Source organism: Pseudomonas sp. JAI115 (assembly GCF_014200835.1).
GTDB lineage: Bacteria > Pseudomonadota > Gammaproteobacteria > Pseudomonadales > Pseudomonadaceae > Aquipseudomonas > Aquipseudomonas putida_A.
Window position 1 is genome coordinate 266,078 of sequence record NZ_JACHCY010000001.1, and the last position, 24,938, is coordinate 291,015.

Consider the following 24,938-nt stretch of genomic DNA (forward strand, 5'->3'; position numbering starts at 1 on the left):
CTAAATCTTGCAGCGCACTGAAAATAAAAAAGCTCCGTAAATCATGGATCTACGGAGCTTGTTTATAGTGGAGGCCGAGGTCGGAATCGAACCGGCGTAGGCGGATTTGCAATCCGCTGCATAACCATTTTGCTACTCGGCCTCAAACGATCGCTGTTTAGTAGCACAACAACAACCGCGTCCAAACTTGGAGCGGGAAACGAGACTCGAACTCGCGACCCCGACCTTGGCAAGGTCGTGCTCTACCAACTGAGCTATTCCCGCTTGGTGTGGCGCATTCTATAGATTTCAGATGCCCCGTCAACCCTTTGATTCAAAAAAGTTTTATTTCTTTTCAACGTCGGTTTTCAGATGCGGCCAGGCGGCCCGCAGGTATTGAACCATCGACCACAACGTCAGGCCCGCCGAGATCATCAGCAAGGCGTAACCCAGCAGCACCCAGAAGCTGAAATCGCGGGGATTGGCCAGCAGGATCACCAGCGCCAGCATCTGCGCCGCGGTTTTCCACTTGCCGAGATTGGACACTGCTACATGAGCGCGGGCACCGAGTTCGGCCATCCATTCACGCAAGGCCGATACGACAATCTCGCGGCCGATGATGACGGCTGCGGGAAGTGTCAGCCACAAATTGCCGTGTTCCTGAACCAGCAGTACCAAAGCGACTGCCACCATCAGCTTGTCGGCAACCGGATCGAGAAACGCGCCGAACGGCGTGCTTTGTTCAAGGCGGCGGGCCAGATAGCCATCCAGCCAGTCAGTTGCCGCCGCAAAGGCGAATACCGAAGCGGAGGCCATATAGCTCCACTGGTAAGGCAGGTAAAACAGCAAAATGAAGATCGGGATGAGCAGGACGCGGAGAACGGTAATCAGATTAGGGATATTCATCGGCACAACTGGCTACGAGGTGAGTTGGCATTCTACTCGCTATGCAGGTTTGCATAAATCGACTCTGCGAGCTTTTTACTGATCCCCGGTGCTTTGGCGATCTCTTCGATGCTTGCACGAGACAGCTCCTGCAATCCACCAAAATGTTTCAACAAGTCCCGACGTCGGGTCGGCCCGACACCCGCAACGCCTTCCAGCGTCGAGGTACGGCGGGTCTTGCCGCGCCGCGCACGGTGGCCGGTGATTGCGAAGCGATGCGCCTCGTCACGAATCTGCTGGATCAGGTGCAACGCCGGGGAATCGCCACGCAGCGTGAACTCATGCGCGGCATCATTGAGATACAAAGTTTCGAAGCCTGCCTTGCGTGTTGCACCCTTCGCCACACCCAGCAGAATGAGATCCGGCACTGCCAGTTCGTTGAGTACGTCGCGTGCCATCGACAACTGCCCCTTGCCACCGTCCACCAACAGAATGTCCGGCAGCTTGCCCTCCCCGTCCTTCAGTTTGCTGAAGCGCCGGGTCAACGCCTGGTGCATGGCTGCATAGTCATCACCCGCCGTGACGCCTTCAATGTTGTAACGACGATAGTCGGATTTGATCGCGCCTTCCGGGCCGAACACGACACAGGAAGCGACGGTGGCCTCACCACTGGAGTGACTGATGTCATAGCACTCAAGACGCTGCGGCGGCTCATCCAGGTTCAGCACTTCTGCCAGCGCATCGAAGCGCGCAGCCGTGTGTTGCCGGTTGGCCAGGCGTGCACCCAGCGCTTGCTCGGCATTGGTGACCGCCAACTGCTGCCATCGAGCCCGCGTGCCGCGTACCCGGTGGCTGATGCTCAGCTCCCGACCGCGCAGCTCGTGGATGGCGTCGATCAGAGCCGTGGCGTCTTCGGGAACCACGTTGACGATCAGTTCGCCTGGCAGGTCGCGCTCCGGACTGCTGATGTAGTACTGACCGAGGAACGCCGCCATGACTTCAGCGACCTCCTCCTCGATACCCACCTGCGGAAAGAAGTTCTTGCTGCCCAACACCCGACCGCCGCGGACACTGATCAAGTGAACGCAAGCGCCGCCCGGGTTGACGAAAGCTGCGATAACATCGATGTCGCCCGTTCCACCTTCCATGCTTTGCTGATCCTGAACACGGCGCAGCAAGGCAATCTGGTCACGCAACTCGGCGGCGCGCTCGAATTCGAGATTGATTGCCGCCTCTTCCATTGCCGTGGACAGCTCATTGGTCAGGGCATGACTGCGCCCCTCGAGAAACATCACCGAATGGCGTACATCCTCGGCGTAGACCTCAGGTTCGACCAGACCGACACAAGGCGCCTTGCAACGCTTGATCTGATATTGAAGACACGGGCGCGTGCGATTTTTGTAATAGCTGTCTTCGCACTGACGGACGAAAAAGGTCTTTTGCAAGAGGCTGAGGCTTTCGCGAATCGCCCCGGCGCTCGGGTACGGGCCGAAATACTTGCCCTTGGCCTTCTTCGCGCCACGGTGGATGCTCAGACGTGGGAATTGGCCGTCAGACAGAAAGACATAGGGATAGGACTTATCGTCGCGCAGCAGAATGTTGTACGGCGGCCGCCACTCCTTGATCAGCGTCTGCTCAAGCAGCAACGCCTCGGTTTCGTTGGCGGTAATGGTCGTTTCGACCTGCGCGATACGCCCGACCAGCGCAGCGGTTTTTGGCGCCAGCCCGGTCTTGCGAAAATAGCTGGCAAGGCGCTTCTTGAGGTTCTTGGCCTTGCCGACATACAGCAGGCGCGCATCGCTGTCGAACATGCGATAGACGCCGGGGCGCCCACTGACAGTCGCCAGGAAGGCGCCGGAATCGAATACTTCAGTCATGATCAGGCGCTGGCATCCACCATGCCGTGGCGCACAGCCAGCAACGTCAGCTCGACGTCACTGCTGATCGACAGCTTTTCGAAAATCCGGTAGCGATATGTGTTCACCGTTTTCGGCGACAAGCAGAGTTTGTCGGAGATGATCTGCACCTTCTGGCAGCCGACAATCATCAACGCGATCTGGATTTCCCGCTCGGACAAGGCGTCGAAAGGGGAATCGTTGGTTGGCTGGAACGATTTGATCGCCAGTTGCTGGGCAATCTGCGGGCTGATGTATCGCTGCCCGGCAAACACCAGACGGATCGCCTGAACCATTTCCGGCAAACCAGCGCCCTTGGTCAGGTAGCCGGCGGCACCAGCCTGTAACAGGCGCGTAGGAAATGGATCTTCCTCGCACACGGTCACCGCGACGACCTTGATGTCCGGGTGGCTGCGCAACAGCTTGCGCGTGGCCTCGAGGCCACCAATACCGGGCATCTTTACGTCCATCAGGACCACATCGGGTTTCAACTCACGGGCCTTGATCAGGGATTCTTCCCCGGACTCGGCCTGTCCAACCACCTGCAAGCCATCGATATCGGCCAGCATACGTGTAATGCCTGTACGAACGAGATCATGGTCGTCGACCACTAGCACCCTAATCAAGCAGACACCTCGCGATATGGTCTTATTGGGATGCCGGACACCTTAGCAAAAAGTGCCAGACAGACCTAGCGGCAAGCATCATTTAAAAAGTTTCAATTCATCATCGAAGGCTTGCCGGCCGTGGGTTTCAGAGCACAAGTGTACCGAAATCGAGCTCCATCCTCAGGAAACACTCGTCCTCACCGCACACCTTGAAGCCTTTTCTCTTATACAGACTTTGCGCCGGATTATTTTTGAATACTGTCAAACGCAGTGCTGACAGGTTTTCGCCGCGAGCCAAGGCGACAACCTGATCGATCGTCCAGGATCCTGCGCCTTGCCTGCGAGAGGCCTCGGCTATTTGCAGCTCGCGGATGTACAAGGCCCGGCGATCATGACTGAGACTGAAAAATCCCACAGGAACTTCACCAAGAAGGATCAGCCAGTTGTCCCGCCCATCCCAAGCGACGTCGAACGCTTTGTCCTGCCACAGCAGATCGTGGTCAATGTAATAGCGCAGCATATTCTGGCACGTCAGCTCTCGGGCAAACGCCCGATCTGCCGATTCGGCACGACGCAATGCCCAGGTCACAGGTCTACCGCCACGGGTACTACCCGCCCCTGCCATGCGCCGGCATCACGCCGGGCAATAACCAACACTTCACCCGGCCCTCGCGCCGCCACCACCAGCGTCCCGCTTTCAGACCAGAACGCGCTGCGACCCGCCGATTGCCATCCACCCGTGAGCCCGGCGTGATTGGCCATCAGCACCGCCATTGAGTGGTTTTGGGCATAGCCCTGCAATATCGCGCTATCCACGTCATAGCCTTTCTCGCCAATCAGCACGCCTGCTGCGTACAGGTCGGCACCAAAATCGGCGGCCGCTGCCGCGTGACTGGCATGGGAAAAATCAGCGCATACCGCCAGCGCTATGGTATCGCCGCCTATGCTCAAGGACGAACCACCAGCACCTGGGGCATAGAAAAGCTCTTCGCCAATGTGCAGATGTTGTTTACTGTAAACCTCAAGAGAACCATCCCCTCCTAATGTCAGCGCGCCGATCAATACCTTCGAACTGTCCCTATCGCGAATCGGCATACCGACGACAGCGGTGAGGCCCAGCTCGCGAGCGCAATCGCGCAAGGGTTGCAGCACAGCATCCTGCGGATCGATTGCCAAGTCTGCGGCCATCTGGCCTTCGTAGCCTGTCAGCGACAGCTCCGGGAACACCAGCAGCTCGACGCCCTGCTCCGCCGCCACGGCCATGAAGCGCAAATGACGGGCGAGGTTCGCCGCCAGATCACCGGCAATGGAGAGAGACTGGGCTGCAGCGACCGTGAACATCGACATGAATCATCCTTGGTGTTTGTGCAAAGCAACCAGTGTGTCACAACGCCTGCAGCACTCAAGCGATAGGTAACCTCCGCAATGGCGATAGCAATTTCTGATTGCTCAGCCGTACGGGCCTCTAGTAAGCTCGGCGCATTCATCGGAGACAAACCATGTTCAACGCCCTCTCACAGCTTCGTTCCGCCAGCGCCCTGCGCTCGGTTGCGGCTGCCCGGGCGAATGACGTTTGCGCTCCTGTCAGCTTTTATTTTGGGTATTGGTTTAGCCACTGGCGCGCCTGATACCCACCGGCGCCCACAAAAACGGGTCGCCTACCAGAGAATTCTCAACCCCCGGTCGGCCTCCCGACCGGGGGTTTTGTTTTTTCAGGCCCCAAATTTTTCAGCAACACACCAGAACTTTGAGGAATCACGACATGAACTACGCCACTTATTACCGTTACGACACTTTTACCGCCTGGCGATTTAGCAACCTCCGCTCGGGACAGCCTGCCGCCTCCGATCGGTCACCCACAGGTGGCAAGCACACACACGCAGCCAATCCGGCCAATTGTCGAACACCCCAGTAGGGCCGAGTGAGCGGGAAACACCCGCCGCCAGCCCAGGAATCCCGAATATGAACTCGTCTGTTTCTGCTCTGCCACTGACCACCCTTGATTCTGCCAACGAAGCACTGACCCTGCGTCTGCCCAGCGCATTGCAGCTCAAACAGCAATTGCCCCTGAGCAATGCCCTCGCCCAGCAAGTCGCAGCCCACCGCCAGGCTGTCCGCGCGATCCTCAATGGCGAAGACCATCGCCTGCTGGTCGTCGTCGGCCCTTGCTCGATTCATGACCCGCGCTCCGCACTCGAATACGCCGAAAAACTTTCCCGCCTGGCCCATGAAGTCAGAGACGAGATGCTGTTGGTGATGCGCGCCTACATCGAAAAACCACGCACCACCGTCGGCTGGAAAGGTCTGGCTTACGACCCGCACCTGGATGGCAGCGACGACATGGCTGGCGGCCTGACCCTGTCGCGTGAATTGATGCTTGAGATGATCCGCCTGGGCCTGCCCATCGCTACTGAGTTGCTGCAACCAATGGCGGCCGGCTACTTCGACGACCTGCTCAGTTGGGTTGCTATCGGTGCACGCACCACCGAATCGCAGATTCACCGGGAAATGGCCAGCGGCCTGAACATGCCCGTAGGTTTCAAGAACGGCACCGACGGTGGCGTAGGTGTAGCCGTCGACGCCATGCGTTCAGCAGCACATCCGCACCGACACTTCGGCGTCGACAGCCAAGGACACCCGGCGATCATCCAGACCCCGGGCAACCCCGACACTCATATAGTGCTGCGCGGCGGTCATCACGGTCCTAACTACGATCGCGAAAGCGTCGCCCGGGTACATGCCGACCTGAGCCGACTGAAAATTCCGAGCCGGATCATGGTCGACTGCAGCCACGCCAACAGCGGCAAGGATCCATTGCGCCAGCCCGACGTGTTCAACGCGGTTCTCGAACAACGCCTGCTGGGCGATCGTTCCTTGATCGGCATGATGATTGAATCCCACCTGTTCGAAGGCTGCCAGCCCTTGAGCCCCACACTGCGTTACGGGGTGTCGGTTACCGATGGTTGCCTTGGGTTCAGTGCGACGGAACAGTTGCTGTCGAGCGCTGCCGAACGTCTTCGAGACTGATGATCCGAGCAGCCTTTGCGGGCTTATCAAAATCCCGCAAAGGCTGAGTCATCGCTCAGACTTCACCACCGGGTTATGCCCGCACCCGGATGCGTGTTATCTCGGAAGCCTGGCTGACATCATCCAGCCGCTCCACTGAATACGACACCTGCACCACAGTTTCCCGATGCTCTCGCCAGAAACGATAAGGCACGATGAATACCAAAGGCTCGCCTGCAGTTTCCCGGGTGATGTCCCGATCATCGCGGTGACTGAAATACTCACCATCGCATTTCAAGTAAACCAGCTCCCCCTCCTCGGCCTGGGCATTGCCGATCACCACGGTAATGCCATCCTCGGCATCTACTGCCTCCAGTTCGCCATCTTGCGCTTCCAGTACCTGCGGAGCTGCGAGCTCGCCTCGCATCAATGGCGCGATCAGAATTCGCGAGGTTGCAGAGTTCCTCACCTGCTCCGCCCCTGACTCCACCCGGTAGCTGACGCTCACCTCCTGCATACGATGAGGGGCAATAGAATCTGCGGGTATCCAGAAAGACAGCGCTTCGCCGACAGCAAACGGCTCCACGAGCAACACATCACTGATCACCGGCAGTCCTTCGACACCTTGCCACGACAGGATGACCCGGTCCCCGACAGCCATGCGGGCGTAAGGTCGCACGATAACGCTAGTGCCCTGCGGAATACGGGCCGGATCGAGCGTCCCGCCCACCGTTTCTTCAAGGATCGGAGCCAGCAAATCGGGTTCCGGATCACCCACATTCAGCTGCAAACGCCTGGATGACACGGGCTTCTGCAGCGCAACGCTGTACAGCGTCCAGTAAACCTCCAGCGAGCCGCGCTCCAGCGCTGCGATGTGCAAACCCTTTATGACAAAGACGAGTTCCTGACCCACCTGACTTTCACTGACCGCACGAGTGGTTTCGTGAATATAGGGCAATCCTTCGTCATCCAGTCCTTGCCAGCTCAGCACAAGTTTGTCGCCGCACAACATGTTCGGGTAAGGCGCCACCCTGACGAATGCATGGTCCAGTGAAGGATCAAGCATTCCGCCCTCCATAACCTCAAGCATCGGTGCAGGCAGCCACGAGCCTGGAGAGTCTGCCGCTGCAGACGCGTGTCGATAGCAGAATTCGAAGTGGTCGCCGTCCACCTTCAAACTCAGAAGACGGTGTTCACCGGATTCATCCGCTACAGGGGACATATTTGACGCTGGTACCACAGAAGAATCGCCGGTGGCTTCGTATATAGACATTCGTAGCTCCATTCCTTGGATAAAACGCCGCCGTGAAGGCCGCGTCGAACGAAATCCATTGAACACCATCCAGCGACCGGCGGAAGTCAGCACAACGCCTTCCGTCGGCAGGGTAAATACACCGCATGACGTAGGCTTACGAAGCAGAATCCAGCGATACCGGGCAAAAGATTGCCAAATGTTCCGACTACCCTCTCAAGCAGAAGCGAAAATTCGTACCGCTTTTAGTCCAATTTCCTTTCAGTACAGAGGATTTTTCAGACATCGCCGACCCGCAGGCCTGTTTTACAGTGGCACGCACCAACCACTGACAAGCATCTGCAAAAGAGGCAGGAACATGCAACGGAATGCGACAACCCGCTACCCCATCCTTTTGGTCCATGGCCTGTTCGGGTTTGACCGTATCGGCCATTTCGAGCTTTTTCATGATGTCAAGCAAGCGCTGAGAGAGGCAGGCGGGCAAGTGTTTGTGCCGCAGCTGTCCGCAACCCATGACAACGAAGTTCGCGGCCAGCAATTGATGTTCCAGATCGAGCGCGTTCTGCGAGGCACCGGCGCCGGTAAAGTCAACCTGATCGGACATAGCCAGGGCGCGCTGGCATGCCGTTATGCCGCTGCGCTCGCGCCGGAGAAAGTCGCCTCGGTGACATCGGTCAGCGGCCCCAATCACGGCTCGGAACTGGCTGACGCCTTACGCCTGGCGCTAGTTCCGGGAGGCCTGCCGGAGCAGGTGGCGGAGCACGCTGCGACACAGTTTGCGCGATTCCTCTCGCTGCTCAGCGGTCAACCGGGTCTGCCGCAGGCCGCCGTAGCCGCACTCAATGCCCTGACGACTGCGGACGTCGGGCAATTCAACAAAAAATACCCTCAAGGCCTGCCTTCGACGTGGGGCGGCCAGGGGGCGGAACGGGTCAATGACGTCCACTACTACTCCTGGAGCGGCACGCTGCAGGACAATTTGTTGCAGGCTCTGGATCCAGTGCATTCCGTCTGCCACGCATTATCCAGCCATTTCGTCACGGAGGCCGGACAGAACGATGGTTTCGTGGGCCGTTACAGTTCTCACCTGGGCCGGGTCATCCGCTCCGACTATCCCCTCAATCACCTTGGCAGCTTGCGTCATCCGGGCGGGTTGCGAATACCCGGCGCGGATCCCGTCGACCTCTATGTCGAACACGCGATGCGCCTGAAAGCCGCGCAACTGTAGATGGGCGTCAATGTACCGAGTGGAACTTTGCCGAGAAATCGCTTACTGATTCCGGTAGGCTCCACACTTTACTGAAATAGATTGGAGAATTTCCCCATGGCTAAAGCCACTGCCCGCCACATCCTGGTTTCCAGCGAAGACAAGTGCAACGAACTCAAGGCCCAGATCGAAGGCGGTGCTGATTTCGCCGAAGTCGCCAAGGCCAACTCCACCTGCCCGTCCAGCCGTCAGGGCGGCGACCTGGGTTCGTTCGGTCCTGGCCAGATGGTCAAGGAATTCGACACCGTGGTCTTCAGCGCACCGATCAACGTCGTGCAAGGCCCGGTGAAGACCCAGTTCGGTTATCACCTGCTCGAAGTCACCAGCCGCCAGGACTGATCCGTCGCCTGATTGCTGCCCCAACGGCCCGCCTTTTGGTGGGCCGTTGTGTTTTGGTTACAGGATACGGCTGGCGACTGACGCGCCGCTCGCGTACAAATTGCGCTTATCGATCACCCGGCTTTAAGGCTGACAATGCGACTGGCTTTCCCGACTTTACTGTTCACTGCCGTGGCCCTGCTATTGGGCGCCGCCGGTGTGAACGCCACCCCGCAACATGCGTTGACCGTCTATGGCGAACCTGCCAAATACCCGGCCGGTTTCAGCCATTTCGACTACACCAATCCGCGGGCGCCCAAGGGCGGCAACATGCGCCGCTCGGCGATAGAGATCGGGCATTTCGATCACATCCTGCCTTATATAGATAAAGGCATCGGCGTCACCCAGATCGACGGCATGCTCTATTCGCCGCTGGCCCAGCGCTCGATGGACGAGCCCTACACGGTCTATGGCCTGGTGGCGCAAAAGATGGAGCACTCGGAGGATGGTCTGTCGCTGCGCTTCTTCATCGATCCCAAGGCGCGTTTTGCCGACGGCAAGCCGATCACTGCCGAAGACGTGCGCTACACCTATGACCTGTTGATGACCCAGGGCAGCCTGCGCTATCGCACGCAGTTCGCCGACGTCAAAGGCGTGGAAGTGGAAGCGCCGCTGACCGTGCGCTTCGATTTCAAGAGCAACGAGAACCGCACCCTGCCACTGGACATCGCCACCCTGCCGGTGTTTCCCGAGCACTGGTGGAAAACCCGCGACTTCGCCGGTGGCGGTGGCTATGAACCACCACTGGGCAGCGGCCCGTATCGGGTCGGCAAGGTCGACTCCGGGCGCAGCATCACCTTTGAACGCAACCCCGACTGGTGGGGCAAGGACCTGCCGGCCAGTCGCGGCCTGTATAACTTCGATCACTTCAGCATCGAATATTTCGGCGACACCGATGTCGCCCGCCAGGTATTGCGCGGCGGTGCCTATGACTACAACCGCGAATTTTCCGCCACCGGCTATTCGATCGGTTACGACAGCCCTGCGCTGAGTGACGGCCGCTTGCAGAAAGCCCACCTGGCCACCGAGGCCCCGCAATCGGCGCAGGGGTTCGTGTTCAACCTGCAGAAACCGATGTTCCAGGATCGTCGGGTGCGCCAGGCGCTGGCGATGCTCTGGGATTTCGAGTGGAGCAACCGGCAGATGATGCGCAACATGTACATCCGCCAGCAGAGCTATTTCTCCAATACCGCACTGGCAGCCCGCGAGCTGCCGGACGCCGCCGAACTGAAAATCCTTGAGCCGTTGCGCGGGCAGGTTCCCGACGAAGTGTTCACCCAGGTCTTCGAGGCGCCGAAAACCGATGGCAGCGGGCTGATCCGCGACAAGCAACTGCAAGCCCTGGAACTGCTCGAACAGGCTGGCTGGAAACCCGAGGGCGACCAACTGGTCAACGCCGAAGGCGAACCTTTGAGTTTCACCTTTCTGGTCAGCCAGAACGGTATGGATCGCCTGCTTCTGCCTTTCAAGCGCACGCTGAAGCAGATCGGCATCGAGCTGAATATCCGTCGCATCGACTCCTCGCAATACGTCAATCGCCTGATGAGCCGCGACTACGACATGATCGTCACCGGCTACCCGGTCAGCACGTCTCCGGGTGGCGAGCTGCTCAACTACTTCGGCTCGATATCGGCCAACGACCCCGGCGCCAACAACTACATGGTGCTGAAAAATCCGGCGGTCGACACCCTTATCAACGGCCTGATCCGCGCCTCGACCCAAAGCGACATGTTGCACTATGCCCACGCCCTGGACCGGGTGCTGCAATGGAACTACTACTGGATTCCCAACTATTACCCGCCGGGCACCTCCACCGTCTGGTGGAACCGCTTCGGCATGCCGGCGATCCAGGCCAGCAATGACGAAGCCATCGAGAGCTGGTGGGAAATCAGCAGCACGCCGTTGACCAACCAACAGATGACCGCCGAAAAAATCGGGCGTGGCAGACCCGGAGGACCGCACTGATGTGGGCATACATTCTGCGGCGCCTGCTGCTGATCATTCCGACGCTGGTGATCATCCTGCTGGTCAATTTCGTGATCATTCAGGCCGCACCCGGCGGCCCGGTCGAACAGGCCATCGCCCATCTGCAAGGGATCGGCGGTGCGAGTGTCGGCGGCAGTTCCAGCGAAACCATGAGCAACACTTCGCGCGCCAGCCGTGGCCTCGATCCGCAACTGATCAAGGACATCGAAAAGCAGTACGGTTTTGATAAACCGGCGCATGAGCGGCTGTGGCTGATGCTCAAGAACTACGCGCAGCTGGACTTCGGCAAAAGCTTTTTCCGCGGTGCGACGGTCACCGATCTGATTCTGGAAAAAATGCCGGTGACCATTTCCCTCGGCTTGTGGGCGACGCTGATCACCTATCTGGTGTCGATCCCGCTGGGCATCCGCAAAGCGGTGCATCACGGCAGCCATTTCGACATCTGGAGCAGCACCGCGATCATCATCGGCTACGCGATGCCGGCGTTTCTGTTCGCAATGTTTCTGATCGTGGTGTTTGCCGGCGGCACCTCATTGAACTGGTTTCCGGTGCGCGGTCTGGTCTCGGACAACTTCGAATCGCTGTCGACCCTGGGCAAGATTGCCGATTACTTCTGGCACCTGGTGTTGCCGGTGACGGCGCTGGTGATTGGCGGCTTCGCCACGCTGACGATCCTCACCAAGAACTCGTTCCTCAATGAAATCACCCGCCAGTACGTCGTCACCGCCCGCGCCAAAGGCCTGAGCGAACGCCGCGTGCTTTACGGCCATGTGTTCCGCAACGCGATGCTGCTGGTGGTCTCGGGGATTCCGCAGGCGTTCATCAGTGTGTTCTTTGCCGGCTCACTGTTGATCGAAGTGATCTTCTCCCTCGACGGTCTCGGCCGCATGAGCTACGAAGCGGCGGTTTCCCGGGACTATCCGGTGGTGTTCGGCTCGCTGTTCATCTTCACCCTGTTCGGCCTCCTGATAAAACTGATCGGCGACTTGTGCTACACCCTGGTCGACCCGCGTATCGACTTCGCCGCGAGGAACGCCTGATGTTCAAGCTCTCGCCTCTGGGCCGTCGCCGTTTTGCACGATTCAAGAAAAACCGCCGTGGCTGGTGGTCGTTGTGGCTGTTTATTGGACTGTTTGTGGTGACGTTAGGCGGTGAACTGATCGCCAATGACAAACCACTGGTGGTCAGCTATCAGAACCAGCTCTTCTTCCCGGTCTTCAAGCGCTACACCGAGCAGGAGTTTGGCGGGCAATTGCCGTTCCAGGCCGATTATCGCAGTGACTATGTGCAGAACCTGATCCGCAAGGGCGGTGGCTGGCTGCTGTTCCCGCCAATACCGTTCAGCGACGACACGCCCAACTACGACCTCAATCAGCCAGCACCGAGCCCGCCCTCGAAGGTCAACTGGCTCGGCACCGACGATCAGGCGCGTGATGTGTTAGCGCGGGTGATTTTCGGTGCACGGGTATCGATCCTGTTTGCCCTGATGCTGACTGCCGTCAGCGCGCTGATCGGCATTGCTGCCGGCGCCCTGCAAGGCTATTACGGCGGTTGGGTCGATCTGCTCGGGCAGCGTTTGCTGGAGGTCTGGAGCGGATTGCCGGTGCTGTACCTGCTGATCATTTTGTCCGGCTTTGTCGAGCCGAATTTCTGGTGGCTGCTGGGGATCATGGCGCTGTTTTCATGGCTGGCACTGGTGGATGTGGTGCGCGCCGAGTTCCTGCGCGGGCGTAATCTGGAATACGTCAAAGCGGCGCGCGCGTTGGGCCTGAGCGACCGCAAGGTGATTTTCCGGCACATCCTGCCCAATGCGATGAACGCGACGCTGAGTTACTTGCCGTTCATTCTCACCGGCGCAATTTCCACCCTTACCGCTCTCGACTTCCTCGGTTTCGGCATGCCCGCCGGCAGCGCTTCGCTGGGCGAACTGATTGGTCAGGGCAAGCAGAACCTGCAAGCGCCGTGGCTCGGGCTGACGGCATTCTTCACCCTGGCGCTGATTCTTTCTTTACTGGTGTTCATCGGCGAAGCGTTACGTGACGCGTTCGACCCTCGATCCTGAAGTGTGACCATGACTGATAACCTGATCGAAATCCGAGACCTTAACGTCGCCTTCCATGGCCAGCCGGCGGTGCGCAACCTGTGCCTGGACATCCGTCCCGGCGAGTGCCTGGCGCTGGTCGGCGAGTCGGGCTCGGGCAAATCGGTGACTGCGCATTCGATTCTGCAGTTGCTCCCCGAAGGCGATGCGCAAACCAGCGGCAGCATTCGCTATCGCGGCCAGGAATTGCTCGGCGCCGATCCGAAAGTGCTGCGCGAACTGCGTGGCAACCGGATCGCGATGATCTTCCAGGAGCCGATGACCTCGCTCAATCCGCTGCACACCATCGAAAAGCAGATCGGTGAAACGCTGCTGGTGCATCGCGGTCTGGGCGGTAAAGCGGCGGAACAGCGCATCCTTGAACTGCTGGAACTGGTGGGTATTCAGAAACCCAAAGAGCGCCTCAAGGCCTATCCGCATCAACTTTCCGGCGGCCAGCGGCAACGAGTAATGATTGCCATGGCCCTGGCTTGTGAGCCGGAACTGCTGATCGCTGACGAGCCGACCACCGCGCTTGATGTGACAGTGCAACGCAAGATCCTGCTGCTACTCAAATCCCTGCAACAACGCCTGGGCATGTCGCTGCTGCTGATCAGTCACGACCTCAATCTGGTGCGCAGCATTGCGCAACGGGTGTGCGTGATGAAGGCTGGCGAAATCGTCGAGCAAGCCCCGTGCGAAACCCTGTTTACCGAACCGAAACACCCTTACAGCTGCTTGCTGCTCAACGCCGAGCCGGAAGGCGAAGCCCTGCCCCGGGACGAACGCGAGAACGTGCTGGAAGTGGATGATCTGCGGGTCGAGTTCGTCGTCGGTGGCGGGCTGTTCCAGCGCAAACAGTATTTGCGCGCGGTGGACGGCATCAGCCTGAATATCCAGCGCGGCAAAACCCTGGGCATTGTCGGTGAGTCCGGTTCGGGCAAGTCGACCCTGGGTCAGGCGATTCTGCGGTTGCTCGATTCCGAGGGCAGTATCCGTTTTCAGGGCACCGCCCTCGACGGCCTCGATCAGAAGCAATTGCGACCATGGCGTCGGCAGATGCAGGTGGTGTTTCAGGATCCGTTCGGCAGCCTCAGTCCACGGATGTCGGTGGCGCAGATCATCAGTGAAGGGCTGGAGGTGCATTGTCAGTCCAGCGCCGATGAGTGCGATGCACAGGTGATCCGCGTGCTCAAGGAGGTCGGCCTGGATCCGGAAAGCCGTCATCGCTACCCGCACGAGTTTTCCGGCGGTCAGCGCCAGCGCATCGCCATCGCCAGGGCACTGGTGCTGAAACCGGCGCTGATCCTGCTCGACGAGCCGACCTCGGCCCTTGATCGTACCGTGCAGAAACAAGTGGTCGCCCTGCTCCGCGATCTTCAGGAAAAACACGGCCTGACCTACCTGTTCATCAGCCACGACCTGGCGGTGGTGCGGGCGCTGGCGCATGACATGATCGTGATCAAGGACGGCAAAGTGGTTGAGCGCGGTGCCAGCCATGATGTGTTCGACTCACCGCAGCATCCTTACACCAAAGAGCTGTTGGCGGCGGCGCATCCGGGGTAGGCATAATCGGCGCTTGCCTTGATACCGAGTCGCGACCTTCGCGAGCAGGCTCGCTCCCACAGGGGAACGCATTCCAAAATGTGGGAGCGAGCTTGCTCGCGAAGAGGCCCGAACAGACAACCCAAACTCCGGATCCGCCAACCCATGAACACCACCGAAAGCCTCAAGGACTACCAACGCGTGCGCACGCTGGCGATCCGCTCGCTGTTCGAGATCATCGAGCAGTCCAGCGAAGGCACGGTGATTGTCGATCGTGACGCGAACATCGTCTGGATGAACGAGCGCTATGCGCGGCGTTTTGGTCTTGAGTCGGCGAAAAAAGCCATCGGCAAACCCTGCGAAAGCGTGATCCCCGGCAGCCTGCTGCGTGAAGTGGTGCGCACCGGCCGGCCGATCCTGCTGGACATGCAGGACACGCCGAAAGAGCCGCTGGTGGTGATGCGCCTGCCGATCCACGACGATGCCGGCGCAGTGATCGGCGCCATCGGGTTTGCTCTGTTCGACGAATTGCGCAGCCTGTCACCGATGCTCAAGCGCTACCTGAGCATGCAGGAAGAACTGGCTTCGACCCGCTCGCTGCTGCGGGCGCGGCAGACCAAATACAACTTCGCCCATTTCATCGGCACCAGCAGCGCCAGCCTCGAAGTCAAACGCCGTGCCCGCCGCAGTGCGAGCACCGATTCACCCGTGTTGTTGCTCGGCGAAACCGGCACCGGCAAGGAGTTGCTGGCTCAGGCGATTCACAGCGCTTCGCCACGGGCACATAAAGCCTTCGTCAGCATCAACAGCGCCGCAATCCCGGAGGCGTTGCTCGAAGCGGAATTCTTCGGCACCGCGCCTGGCGCGTTTACCGGCGCCGACCGCAAGGGTCGCACCGGCAAATTGCAGATCGCTCAGGGCGGTACGCTGTTTCTCGATGAGATCGGCGACATGCCGTTGCCGCTGCAGAGCAAACTGCTGCGGGTGCTGCAGGAAAAGGAGTTCGAACCGGTTGGCTCCAACGACGTGATCCAGAGCGATGTACGAGTGATCGCGGCGACTTCGACCGATCTGCAAGCCGCGATCAAACGCGGTGAGTTCCGCGCCGACCTGTATTACCGGCTCAACGTGCTGCCGATCCAGGTTCCGCCGCTGCGCGAGCGTCTCGACGATCTGCCGGCGCTCAGCGAGGCGATTCTTGAAGAACTGCGCAGTCAGCATGAACTGAGTCGCGCAGCGCTGGATCTGCTCGGGCAACATGCGTGGCCGGGCAACATCCGCGAATTGCGCAACGTGCTGGAGCGCGCAGCGCTGCTCAGCGACGACCTGATCCTCACCGAAGAGGATATTCGCGCTGCAATCGGCACCTTCACACCGGTTGAACGCCCGTCTGCAACCACGCTGGACCCGTTGGCGGAAGAAACCTTTGCCGAGGCACGGCAGCGGTTTGACCGGCAGCTGATCCAGTCTGCCCTCGCGCAATGTGCGGGCAAAGTGCCGGAGGCAGCGGCTCGGCTGGGGTTGGGGCGCTCGACGTTGTACAAGAAGATGCTGGCCTTGGGTATCGCCGAGTCTCAATAAAGAGACCCAAGTCTCCAATAAAGGACAACAGCAAAAGCTTCGCGAGCAAGCCCGCTCCCACAGGGGATATGCATTCCAACTGTGGGAGCGGGCTTGCTCGCGAAGGCGTCCGCCCTCTCTACAAAAATCTCAAAAGAGAGACAGCTCTTCAACTCTCAACACGCTTCAACCCATAAAACCCTTATATTTCAATGACTTGAGAATCTGGCACAGATCTCGCTAACACCTCTACTGCATCCGCTTCACCCACAAAAATAACAATCCCTGGAGACACTCCATGAGTGTGATCATTGCCTTGGCAGCCCTCGCGCTGCTGATGCTCGCCGCCTACCGTGGCTACAGCGTCATCCTCTTCGCCCCGATTGCCGCCCTCGGCGCTGTCCTGCTCACTGACCCTTCCGCCGTCGCGCCTGCCTTCACCGGGGTGTTCATGGAGAAAATGGTCGGTTTCATCAAACTGTATTTCCCGGTGTTCCTGCTCGGTGCCGTGTTCGGCAAGTTGATCGAATTGTCGGGGTTCTCCCGTTCGATCGTGGCCGCAGCGATTCGCTTGCTCGGCACGCGTCAGGCGATGCTGGTGATCGTGCTGGTTTGCGCCTTGCTCACTTACGGCGGCGTGTCGTTGTTCGTGGTGGTGTTTGCGGTGTATCCATTTGCCGCGGAAATGTTCCGCCAGAGCAACATTCCCAAGCGCCTGATCCCGGCAACCATTGCCCTCGGCGCATTCTCGTTCACCATGGACGCCCTGCCCGGCACGCCGCAGATTCAGAACATCATTCCCAGCACCTTCTTCAATACCACCGCGTGGGCGGCGCCGTGGCTGGGGGTAATCGGCACGATTTTCGTGTTCTGCGCCGGCATGTTGTTCCTGCAGCGCCAACGCAACAAAGCGCAGCGTGCTGGCGAAGGTTATGGCACCGAGCTGCGTAACGAGCCGGAAACCGCCGAAGACCTGAAACTGCCGAACCCATGGATCGCCCTGTCGCCGCTGCTGGCGGTGGGCATCATGAACCTGCTGTTCACCCAGTGGATTCCGCAGTGGTACGGCAAGACCCACAGCCTCGCGTTGCCGGGGATGGCCACGCCGGTGACCACGGAAATCGCCAAGCTCACCGCAATCTGGGCGGTGCAGGCGGCATTGCTGATCGGCATCCTGATGGTGCTGGTGTTCGGCTTCAAGGCGATCCGCAGCAAACTCGCCGAAGGCAGCAAAAGCGCGGTCAGCGGCGCACTGCTGGCGGCGATGAACACCGCCTCGGAATACGGTTTCGGTGCGGTAATCGCTTCGTTGCCGGGCTTTCTGGTACTGGCCGACTGGCTCAAGCAAATCCCCAATCCGCTGGTCAACGAAGCGATCACCGTGACCCTGCTGGCGGGTATCACCGGCTCGGCATCGGGCGGCATGAGCATCGCGCTGGCGGCGATGTCCGAGCAGTTCATCGCAGCGGCAAACGCCGCGAACATTCCGCTGGAAGTGCTGCACCGCGTGGCTGCGATGGCCAGCGGCGGCATGGACACCCTGCCGCACAACGGCGCGGTGATCACCCTGCTGGCGGTCACTGGCCTGACCCACCGCGAAGCCTATAAAGACATTTTCTGTATTACGCTGATCAAGACCCTGGCGGTCTTCGTAGTGATCGGCACTTTCTACGCCACGGGCATTGTGTGAGGTATTCATGACGACTCTTTCGGGCAAGACCGCACTGGTTACCGGTTCCACCAGCGGCATCGGTCTGGGCATCGCCCTGAGCCTGGCCAAGGCCGGCGCCAACCTGATTCTCAACGGTTTCGGTGATGCGTCGAGCGTGATCGCCGAAGTCGGCCAGTTTGGCGGCAAGGTCGGTCATCATCCGGCGGACGTCAGCGATCCAGCGCAGATTGCCGAGATGATCGCTTACGCCGAACGCGAATTCGGCGGCGTCGACATTCTGGTCAACAACGCCGGGATCCAGCATGTCGCCGCCGTTGAGGAGTTCCCGGTAGAGCGCTGGGACTCGATCATCGCGATCAACCTGTCATCGGTGTTCCACAGCACCCGCCTGAGCCTGCCGGGCATGCGCGCCAAGGGTTGGGGGCGAATCGTCAACATTGCCTCGGTGCATGGTCAGGTGGGATCGACCGGTAAAGCCGCGTATGTCGCGGCCAAGCATGGGGTGATCGGTTTGACCAAAGTGGTTGGCCTGGAAACGGCTACCAGTAATGTGACCTGCAACGCGATCTGTCCGGGCTGGGTATTGACGCCGTTGGTGCAGAAACAGATCGATGATCGGGCCGCCAAAGGCGTCGATCCGCAGCAGGCGCAGCATGATTTGCTGGCGGAGAAGCAGCCGTCGCTGGAGTTCGTCACACCGCAGCATCTTGGGGAATTGGTGTTGTTTCTGTGCAGCGAGGCTGGCAGCCAGGTGCGGGGAGCTGCGTGGAATATTGATGGAGGCTGGTTGGCGCAGTAATGCTGCGCCCCTGTAGGAGCGAGCCTGCTCGCGAAAGCGGTGTATCAGCCAACATCAATGTTGAATGTAATTCCGCTATCGCGAGCAGGCTCACTCCTACAAGTGATGTGTCATGAACAACAAAACAAGAGGCAAACCAATGTCCGACCTCCTCTGGCAACCCGACGCCGAGCGTATCGCCCAATCGCGCATGGATCAGTTCCGCCGCGACATCAATCAGCGCCATGGCCTGGCGCTGAACAGCTACACCGACCTGCACCGCTGGAGCGTGGAACAGCGCGAAGCGTTCTGGCAGGCGATCGTCGATTTCTTCGACATCCGCTTTCACACCCAGCCCGACGCCGTCCTGCGTGAAGGCGCGCAGATGCCCAGTGCCGAATGGTTTCCCGGCGCGACCCTGAACTTTGCAGAACACCTGCTGCGCCGTCGTGACGATGCCGTTGCAGTGATCGCCGTGGCGGAAAACGGTCAGCGCGAACAGCTGACCTGGGCCGAACTGGCCGAGCACGTCGCCGGTTTTCAGGCCAGCCTGCAAGCCGCCGGTGTCGGCCTCGGCGACCGCGTGGCCGCGTGCATGCCCAACACCTGGCAGACTCTGGTGGCGATGCTCGCGACCACCAGCCTCGGGGCGATCTGGTCGTGCTCGTCGCCGGACTTCGGCACCCACGGCGTGATCGACCGTTTCGGCCAGATCGAACCCAAAGTGTTGATCACCTGCGCCGGCTACCGTTACGCCGGCAAAGACATCGACCAGACCACCAAGCTCAACGAAATCCTCGCGCAACTGCCATCGCTGCAGCAGTTGATCATCGTGCCCTACGCTCGCGCGCAGGCCCGTACCGAGGATTACCAAACCCACGCCAACGTGACGTTGTGGGACGATTTCTACCAACCCGGCGGCGAACCGCGGTTTGTCCCGGTGCCGTTCAATCACCCGTTGTACGTGTTGTATTCCAGTGGCACCACCGGCGTGCCGAAATGCATCGTGCACAGCACCGGCGGCGTGCTGCTGCAGCATGCCAAGGAGCATGGGCTGCACGTCGATCTCGGCCCCGGTGACCGGTTGTTCTACTACACCACTTGCGGCTGGATGATGTGGAACTGGCTGGTCTCGGCCCTCGCGGTCGGCAGCGCGGTGGTGCTGTATGACGGCTCGCCGTTTCACCCGGGCCATGAGCGCTTGCTCGACCTGATCGACGACGAGCGCATCAGTGTGTTCGGCACTAGCCCCAAGTTTCTCGCGACACTGGAAAGCAGCGGTTTGAAGCCTGCGCACAGCCATGATCTGAGTAGCCTGAAGACCCTGCTCTGCACCGGCTCCGCGCTGTCGCCGCAGAGTTATGACTTCGTCTACCGCGACTTCAAGCGCGATGTGTGCCTGGCGTCGATGTCCGGCGGCACCGATGTGGTGTCGTGCTTCGTCAACGGTAATCCGCTGTCGGCGGTGCGCCGCGGCGAAATCATGGGCAAGAGCCTGGGCATGGCGGTTGAAGTGTGGAACGACGCCGGCGTTGCCGTGATCGGCGAAAAAGGCGAACTGGTCTGCACCCGACACTTCCCGGCGATGCCCGTCGGGCTGTGGCATGACCCTGACGGCGAAAAGCTGCGCAAATCCTATTTCAGCCTGTTCCCCGGTATCTGGGCCCAGGGCGACTACGCCGAGCAACTGCCCCACGGCGGGATGCTGATCCATGGCCGCTCCGACGCCGTGCTCAACCCCGGCGGCGTGCGCATCGGCACGGCGGAAATCTATCGTCAGGTCGAGAAGGTCCCGCAGGTGCTGGACAGCGTGGCGATCGGACAGCAATGGCAAGACGATGTGCGCGTAGTGCTGTTTGTCCGTCTGCAGGATGGCGTGACGCTGGATGACCACCTGCAACAGCAGATCCGCCAGGTGATCCGCGCCAACACCACGCCGCGCCATGTGCCGGCGAAGATCGTCGCGGTGACCGATATTCCGCGCACCATCAGCGGCAAGGTGGTGGAACTCGCGGTGCGCAATGTGGTGCATGGCGAGCCGGTGAAAAATACCGATGCGTTGGCCAATCCCGAGGCCTTGGAGCAGTTCCGCAATCGCCCGGAATTGTCGGACTGATCCCAATCCCTTGTGGGAGCGGGCTTGCTCGCGAAGGCAATCTGTCAGTCGATAACAATGTGACTGACACCGCTTTCGCGAGCAAGCCCGCTCCCACAGGGGTGGGTGTTAATCCATCAGGCCCCAATCGCCTGATGTTGTGGGTGCGGGCGCCGGGCCCGCCTCGGTGTGCAGTTTCAAACGCAGGCGCAGATTGTTCTGCGAATCGGCATGCTTGAGCGCTTCGTCCTCACTGATCACGCCCTCCACCACCAGCCCGTACAGCGCCGCGTCGAAGGTCTGCATGCCGACCTCGCCGGACTTCTCCATGATGCCCTTGAGTTCGCCCAACTCGTTGCGGCGGATCAGGTCGGCGATGGTCGGGGTGCCGAGCATCACTTCGACCGCCGCCCGCCGCTGACCGTCCACAGTGCGCACCAGCCGTTGCGAGACGAACGCCTTGAGATTGTTGCCCAGTGCATGCAGCAACTGCGGGCGGCGCTCTTCGGGGAACAGATTGACGATACGATCCAGCGCCTGATTGGCGTTGTGCGCATGCAGCGTCGACAGCACCAGGTGCCCGGTGTCGGCAAATGTCAGCGCATGCTCCATGGTTTCGCGGTCACGGATCTCGCCGATCAGCACTACGTCCGGGGCCTGGCGCAGGGTGTTTTTCAGCGCCGCATGGAAACTGCGGGTATCGACGCCGACTTCGCGTTGATTGATGATCGAGCGCTGGTGCCGATGGATATACTCCACCGGGTCTTCGATGGTGATGATATGCCCGCTGCTGTGGCGGTTGCGGTGATCGATCAATGCGGCCAGCGAGGTGGATTTGCCTGAGTCGGTGGCACCAACGAACAGGATCAACCCTTGTTTGAGCATTACCGTTTCCTGTAACACCGGCGGCAGCTTAAGGTCTTCGAAACGCGGAATATCGAGTTTGACGTTGCGGATCACGATTGACACGTCATTGCGTTGCTTGAAGACGTTCACCCGAAAACGCCCGATGCCCGTACGGGAAATCGCCAGGTTCATTTCCAGATCCCGATCGAACTCGCGCCGTTGCTCGGCGTCCATCAGGGAGTTGGCGATGGTCTCGACCTCGCCGGGCTTGAACGGCCGCTCGCTGAACGGCGTCAGCACGCCATCGATGCGCGCACTGGGTGGCGCTCCCGTGGACAGGAACAGGTCAGAGCCGTGCTGGCTCGACAGACGGAGCAACAGTGCATCGATTTCCATGGCAATAAGCACCCGCGAAGCATTCAATGAAGAGAAATGACCCGCTGTCGTGACGTCACGGGTCATACAGCGTCTACCGCAAGTGCAAGAATAGTAGATGCCAACGCACTGACCGACGCTCAGGATACATGTGATGAACGCAGCACCCTCCCCCGATGACGCCCAAGCCCTGATCGCCCGTACCGACTGGAGCCGCACGCCGTTGGGCGCTTCTGGCACCTGGCCGCAAAGCCTGCGCACCGCGGTGGACATCGTGATTCACTCGCCGATGCCGATGCTGCTGTTGTGGGGGCCGCAGCTCACGCAGATCTACAACAATGGCTTTGCGATGCTCGCCGGCAGCAAGCATCCACACGCTTTCGGACAGCCGGCGCACCTTATATGGCCGGAACTTCAGGACTTTACCGACCCGATTTATCGAGCCGTCCTACAAGGCCAGGTGCGCACCTACAGCGAACGGCGATTTACCCTGCAACGCGAAGGCGTAGAGTCCGACTTCTGGCTGGACCTGACCTACAGCCCCATCCGCGATGAAAACACCCAGGTGGCCGGGATCCTGGTGACCGCCATCGAAACCAACGAACGCCGGCGCATCGCCCTCGAACTGCAACGCCGTTCCGAAGAAAGTCTCAAGGCTCAGCGCGACACTGAAGAACGCCTGCAACTGGCGCTGGCCGCCACCGATGCGGTTGGCACCTGGGATTGGGATATCGGCGAAGACCGCTTCATCGCCGACGCCCATTTCGCCCAGTTGCACGGCATCGATCCGGCCCACGCCAGCCAGCTACCGATCAGCGACTACCTGCAAGGCGTGCACCCCGAAGACCGCGCCCTGATCGCCCGCAGCATCAAGCATTGCATTACCCACGGCACCGAATACGCCGAGGAATATCGCCTGCTCAAAGCCGACGGCGAGCTGCGTTGGGTGTTTGCCCGGGGCCGCTGTTACAAGGATCACCACGGGCGACCCGTGCGCTTCCTCGGCGCCGCGCTGGACCTGACCGAGCGCAAGCACACCGAGCAGGCGCTGCGCCAGAGCCAGACGGAATTGCAGCTGATCATCAATGCAATGCCGATCCTCATCAGTTACGTCGACCACGACGAGCGCTTCCGCCTGAACAATGCGGCGTATCTGGACTGGTACGGCCTCACGCCGCAGGAGTTGTATGGCCGCACCATCCGCGAAGTGATCGGCGAAGAAGCCTACTTCCTGCGCGCGCCGTATATTGCCGAAGCACTGGCCGGGCGGCCCTGCTCGTTCAGCCTGTACACCCCGCATCGCGACGGCAGCAACCGCCATGCGCTGATGAATTACCTGCCGCGCCACGGCGCCGACGGCTCAGTCAACGGTTTCTATATTTTCGTGATCGACGAATCCGAACGGAAGAAGACCGAAGAAGCCCTGCGCAATCTCAATGAAACCCTGGAGGAACGGGTCAGCGCCCGTACCGAACAACTGGCCCAGGCCAATCAACGTCTGCAGAACGAGATGTTCGAACGCGAGCGCGCCGAAGATGCGTTGCGCCATGCGCAGAAAATGGAAGCGGTCGGCCAGCTCACCGGCGGTATCGCCCACGACTTCAACAACATGCTCACCGGAATTATCGGCAGCCTCGACCTGATGCAACGCTACATCGCGAACGGCCGTGCCGATGAAATCGGCCGTTTCACCGAAGCGGCGGTGTCGTCGGCCAACCGAGCGGCGGCGCTGACCCATCGGCTGCTGGCGTTCTCGCGCCGGCAGTCGCTGGACCGCAAGACCCTCAACGTCAACGAACTGATTCATTCGCTGGAAGATTTGATCCGCCGCACCAAGGGCGACCCGATCGAACTCACGCTGCGCCTGGCCGAAGATGTGTGGCCGATCAGCACCGACGTCAGCCAACTGGAAAATGCCCTGCTCAACCTGGTGATCAACGCCCGCGACGCCATGCCCGATGGCGGCGAGCTGCTGATCGAGACCGCCAACGTTTACCTCGACGGCAACGACATCACCACCCTCGAACCGGTCAAGGCCGGCGACTACCTGATGCTCGCGGTCAGCGACAACGGCACCGGCATGACGCCGTCGGTACGGGCCAAGGCGTTCGATCCGTTCTTCACCACCAAACCGATCGGCCAGGGCACCGGGTTGGGGCTGTCGATGATCTATGGTTTCGCCCAGCAGTCGGGCGGCCATGTCAGCCTCGACAGCCTGCCGAATCAGGGCACCTGCGTGCGCTTGTACTTGCCGCGCCTGAACCTGCTGGAGCCAGAACGGCCAGTCGTGGAAACCCTCGGTGCCGCGCCGACGGCCACCTGCGGCGAAACCGTGGTGGTGGTTGAGGATGACCCGGCAGTGCGCATGCTGGTGCTCGATCTGCTCAAGGAGCTGGGTTACCTCGCCCACGAAGCCGCCGATGCCAGCGCCGCCCTGCCGCTGCTGGAATCGGAGATGCGCGTGGATCTGCTGGTGACCGATGTCGGGCTGCCGGGGATGAATGGCCGGCAACTGGCGGAAATCGCCCGCCAGCATCGTCCGGGCCTGAAGGTGCTGTTCATGACCGGTTATGCGCAGAAAGCCGCCGAGCGTCAGGGCTTTCTCGAGGATGGCATGGACATGGTGGCCAAGCCGTTTTCAATTGAAGTGCTGGCCAACAAGATCCGCGAGATGATCAACCAAACGCCGTCACTTGAGGCATAATCCCGCGCCCCGCCGTCACCCCGTTAC

19 protein-coding genes and 2 tRNA genes are annotated in these 24,938 nt (G+C 60.2%); 12 read left to right on the top strand and 9 right to left on the bottom strand.

From position 1 onward, the window contains the following. Positions 1 to 68 precede the first annotated feature (68 nt). The 7 genes from HDC30_RS01195 to HDC30_RS01225 all read right to left on the bottom strand — a co-directional run bounded on the left by HDC30_RS01195 (position 69) and on the right by HDC30_RS01225 (position 4,714). Positions 69 to 142: transfer RNA gene (locus HDC30_RS01195), tRNA-Cys, on the bottom strand. A 46-nt stretch (positions 143 to 188) separates the two neighbouring features. Continuing rightward, positions 189 to 264 (bottom strand) — tRNA-Gly (locus HDC30_RS01200). A 60-nt stretch (positions 265 to 324) separates the two neighbouring features. Then, positions 325 to 885 carry a CDP-diacylglycerol--glycerol-3-phosphate 3-phosphatidyltransferase gene (pgsA, locus tag HDC30_RS01205; RefSeq protein ID WP_003225417.1) on the bottom strand — a complete coding sequence of 187 codons (561 nt, stop codon included), beginning with the start codon at positions 883 to 885 and terminating at the stop codon, positions 325 to 327. Positions 886 to 917: 32 nt separating this feature from the next. Next, the gene (gene uvrC, locus HDC30_RS01210) at positions 918 to 2,741 is read right to left on the bottom strand and encodes an excinuclease ABC subunit UvrC (protein WP_027612674.1); all 1,824 of its coding nucleotides are present in this window, start codon (positions 2,739 to 2,741) and stop codon (positions 918 to 920) included. 2 nt (positions 2,742 to 2,743) lie between these two features. Then, positions 2,744 to 3,385 carry a UvrY/SirA/GacA family response regulator transcription factor gene (uvrY, locus tag HDC30_RS01215; RefSeq protein WP_024012761.1) on the bottom strand — a complete coding sequence of 214 codons (642 nt, stop codon included), beginning with the start codon at positions 3,383 to 3,385 and terminating at the stop codon, positions 2,744 to 2,746. Positions 3,386 to 3,512: 127 nt separating this feature from the next. Then, on the bottom strand, positions 3,513 to 3,956 hold the full coding sequence (locus HDC30_RS01220) for a GNAT family N-acetyltransferase (protein WP_183780078.1): 444 nt from the start codon (positions 3,954 to 3,956) through the stop codon (positions 3,513 to 3,515). After that, positions 3,953 to 4,714, bottom strand: a complete 762-nt coding sequence (locus HDC30_RS01225; protein ID WP_183780080.1) for a carbon-nitrogen hydrolase family protein — start codon at positions 4,712 to 4,714, stop codon at positions 3,953 to 3,955. Before HDC30_RS01225 ends, HDC30_RS01220 begins: the two co-directional genes overlap by 4 nt. 615 nt (positions 4,715 to 5,329) lie before the next feature. Here HDC30_RS01225 and HDC30_RS01230 point away from each other — a divergent pair. Further along, positions 5,330 to 6,394 (top strand): 3-deoxy-7-phosphoheptulonate synthase, encoded by a 1,065-nt coding sequence (locus HDC30_RS01230; RefSeq protein ID WP_183780083.1) that lies wholly within the window; start codon positions 5,330 to 5,332, stop codon positions 6,392 to 6,394. Positions 6,395 to 6,467: 73 nt separating this feature from the next. Here the strand turns inward: HDC30_RS01230 and HDC30_RS01235 are convergent, their stop codons facing one another. Then, entirely contained in the window at positions 6,468 to 7,646 is a 1,179-nt protein-coding gene (locus HDC30_RS01235; protein ID WP_183781298.1) for a hypothetical protein, read from the bottom strand. Between the two features lie 337 nt (positions 7,647 to 7,983). Between HDC30_RS01235 and HDC30_RS01240 the strand changes: the two genes are divergently transcribed. From HDC30_RS01240 to HDC30_RS01285, 10 genes are all read left to right on the top strand, one after another. Further along, on the top strand, positions 7,984 to 8,853 hold the full coding sequence (locus tag HDC30_RS01240; protein WP_027612669.1) for a triacylglycerol lipase: 870 nt from the start codon (positions 7,984 to 7,986) through the stop codon (positions 8,851 to 8,853). A 96-nt stretch (positions 8,854 to 8,949) separates the two neighbouring features. Beyond that, positions 8,950 to 9,231: a peptidylprolyl isomerase gene (locus tag HDC30_RS01245; RefSeq protein ID WP_007912303.1), complete on the top strand. Its 282-nt coding sequence runs from the start codon at positions 8,950 to 8,952 to the stop codon at positions 9,229 to 9,231. Positions 9,232 to 9,366: 135 nt separating this feature from the next. After that, positions 9,367 to 11,235, top strand: coding sequence for an extracellular solute-binding protein (locus HDC30_RS01250; protein WP_183780087.1), 1,869 nt, complete (start codon positions 9,367 to 9,369; stop codon positions 11,233 to 11,235). After that, positions 11,235 to 12,296 carry a microcin C ABC transporter permease YejB gene (locus HDC30_RS01255; RefSeq protein ID WP_027612667.1) on the top strand — a complete coding sequence of 354 codons (1,062 nt, stop codon included), beginning with the start codon at positions 11,235 to 11,237 and terminating at the stop codon, positions 12,294 to 12,296. The genes HDC30_RS01250 and HDC30_RS01255 overlap by 1 nt, the downstream gene beginning before the upstream one ends. Continuing rightward, complete coding sequence (locus HDC30_RS01260; RefSeq protein WP_115989681.1) at positions 12,296 to 13,318, top strand: ABC transporter permease; 1,023 nt, start codon at positions 12,296 to 12,298, stop codon at positions 13,316 to 13,318. The genes HDC30_RS01255 and HDC30_RS01260 overlap by 1 nt, the downstream gene beginning before the upstream one ends. 9 nt (positions 13,319 to 13,327) lie before the next feature. Further along, positions 13,328 to 14,902, top strand: coding sequence for an ABC transporter ATP-binding protein (locus HDC30_RS01265; protein ID WP_183780090.1), 1,575 nt, complete (start codon positions 13,328 to 13,330; stop codon positions 14,900 to 14,902). A gap of 144 nt (positions 14,903 to 15,046) precedes the next feature. After that, entirely contained in the window at positions 15,047 to 16,462 is a 1,416-nt protein-coding gene (locus tag HDC30_RS01270) for a sigma-54-dependent Fis family transcriptional regulator (protein WP_183780092.1), read from the top strand. A 277-nt stretch (positions 16,463 to 16,739) separates the two neighbouring features. Next, on the top strand, positions 16,740 to 18,131 hold the full coding sequence (locus HDC30_RS01275; protein ID WP_095136155.1) for a GntP family permease: 1,392 nt from the start codon (positions 16,740 to 16,742) through the stop codon (positions 18,129 to 18,131). A gap of 7 nt (positions 18,132 to 18,138) precedes the next feature. Then, positions 18,139 to 18,912 (top strand): 3-hydroxybutyrate dehydrogenase, encoded by a 774-nt coding sequence (gene hbdH, locus HDC30_RS01280; RefSeq protein WP_027612662.1) that lies wholly within the window; start codon positions 18,139 to 18,141, stop codon positions 18,910 to 18,912. Positions 18,913 to 19,051: 139 nt separating this feature from the next. Continuing rightward, positions 19,052 to 21,007 carry an acetoacetate--CoA ligase gene (locus HDC30_RS01285; protein ID WP_183780096.1) on the top strand — a complete coding sequence of 652 codons (1,956 nt, stop codon included), beginning with the start codon at positions 19,052 to 19,054 and terminating at the stop codon, positions 21,005 to 21,007. 108 nt (positions 21,008 to 21,115) lie between these two features. Here the strand turns inward: HDC30_RS01285 and HDC30_RS01290 are convergent, their stop codons facing one another. After that, entirely contained in the window at positions 21,116 to 22,228 is a 1,113-nt protein-coding gene (locus HDC30_RS01290; RefSeq protein ID WP_183780099.1) for a PilT/PilU family type 4a pilus ATPase, read from the bottom strand. A gap of 133 nt (positions 22,229 to 22,361) precedes the next feature. Here HDC30_RS01290 and HDC30_RS01295 point away from each other — a divergent pair, with 133 nt between their 5' ends. After that, a complete protein-coding gene (locus HDC30_RS01295) occupies positions 22,362 to 24,911 on the top strand; it encodes a PAS domain-containing sensor histidine kinase (protein ID WP_183780103.1) in 2,550 nt (849 codons plus the stop codon). Positions 24,912 to 24,938 lie beyond the last annotated feature (27 nt).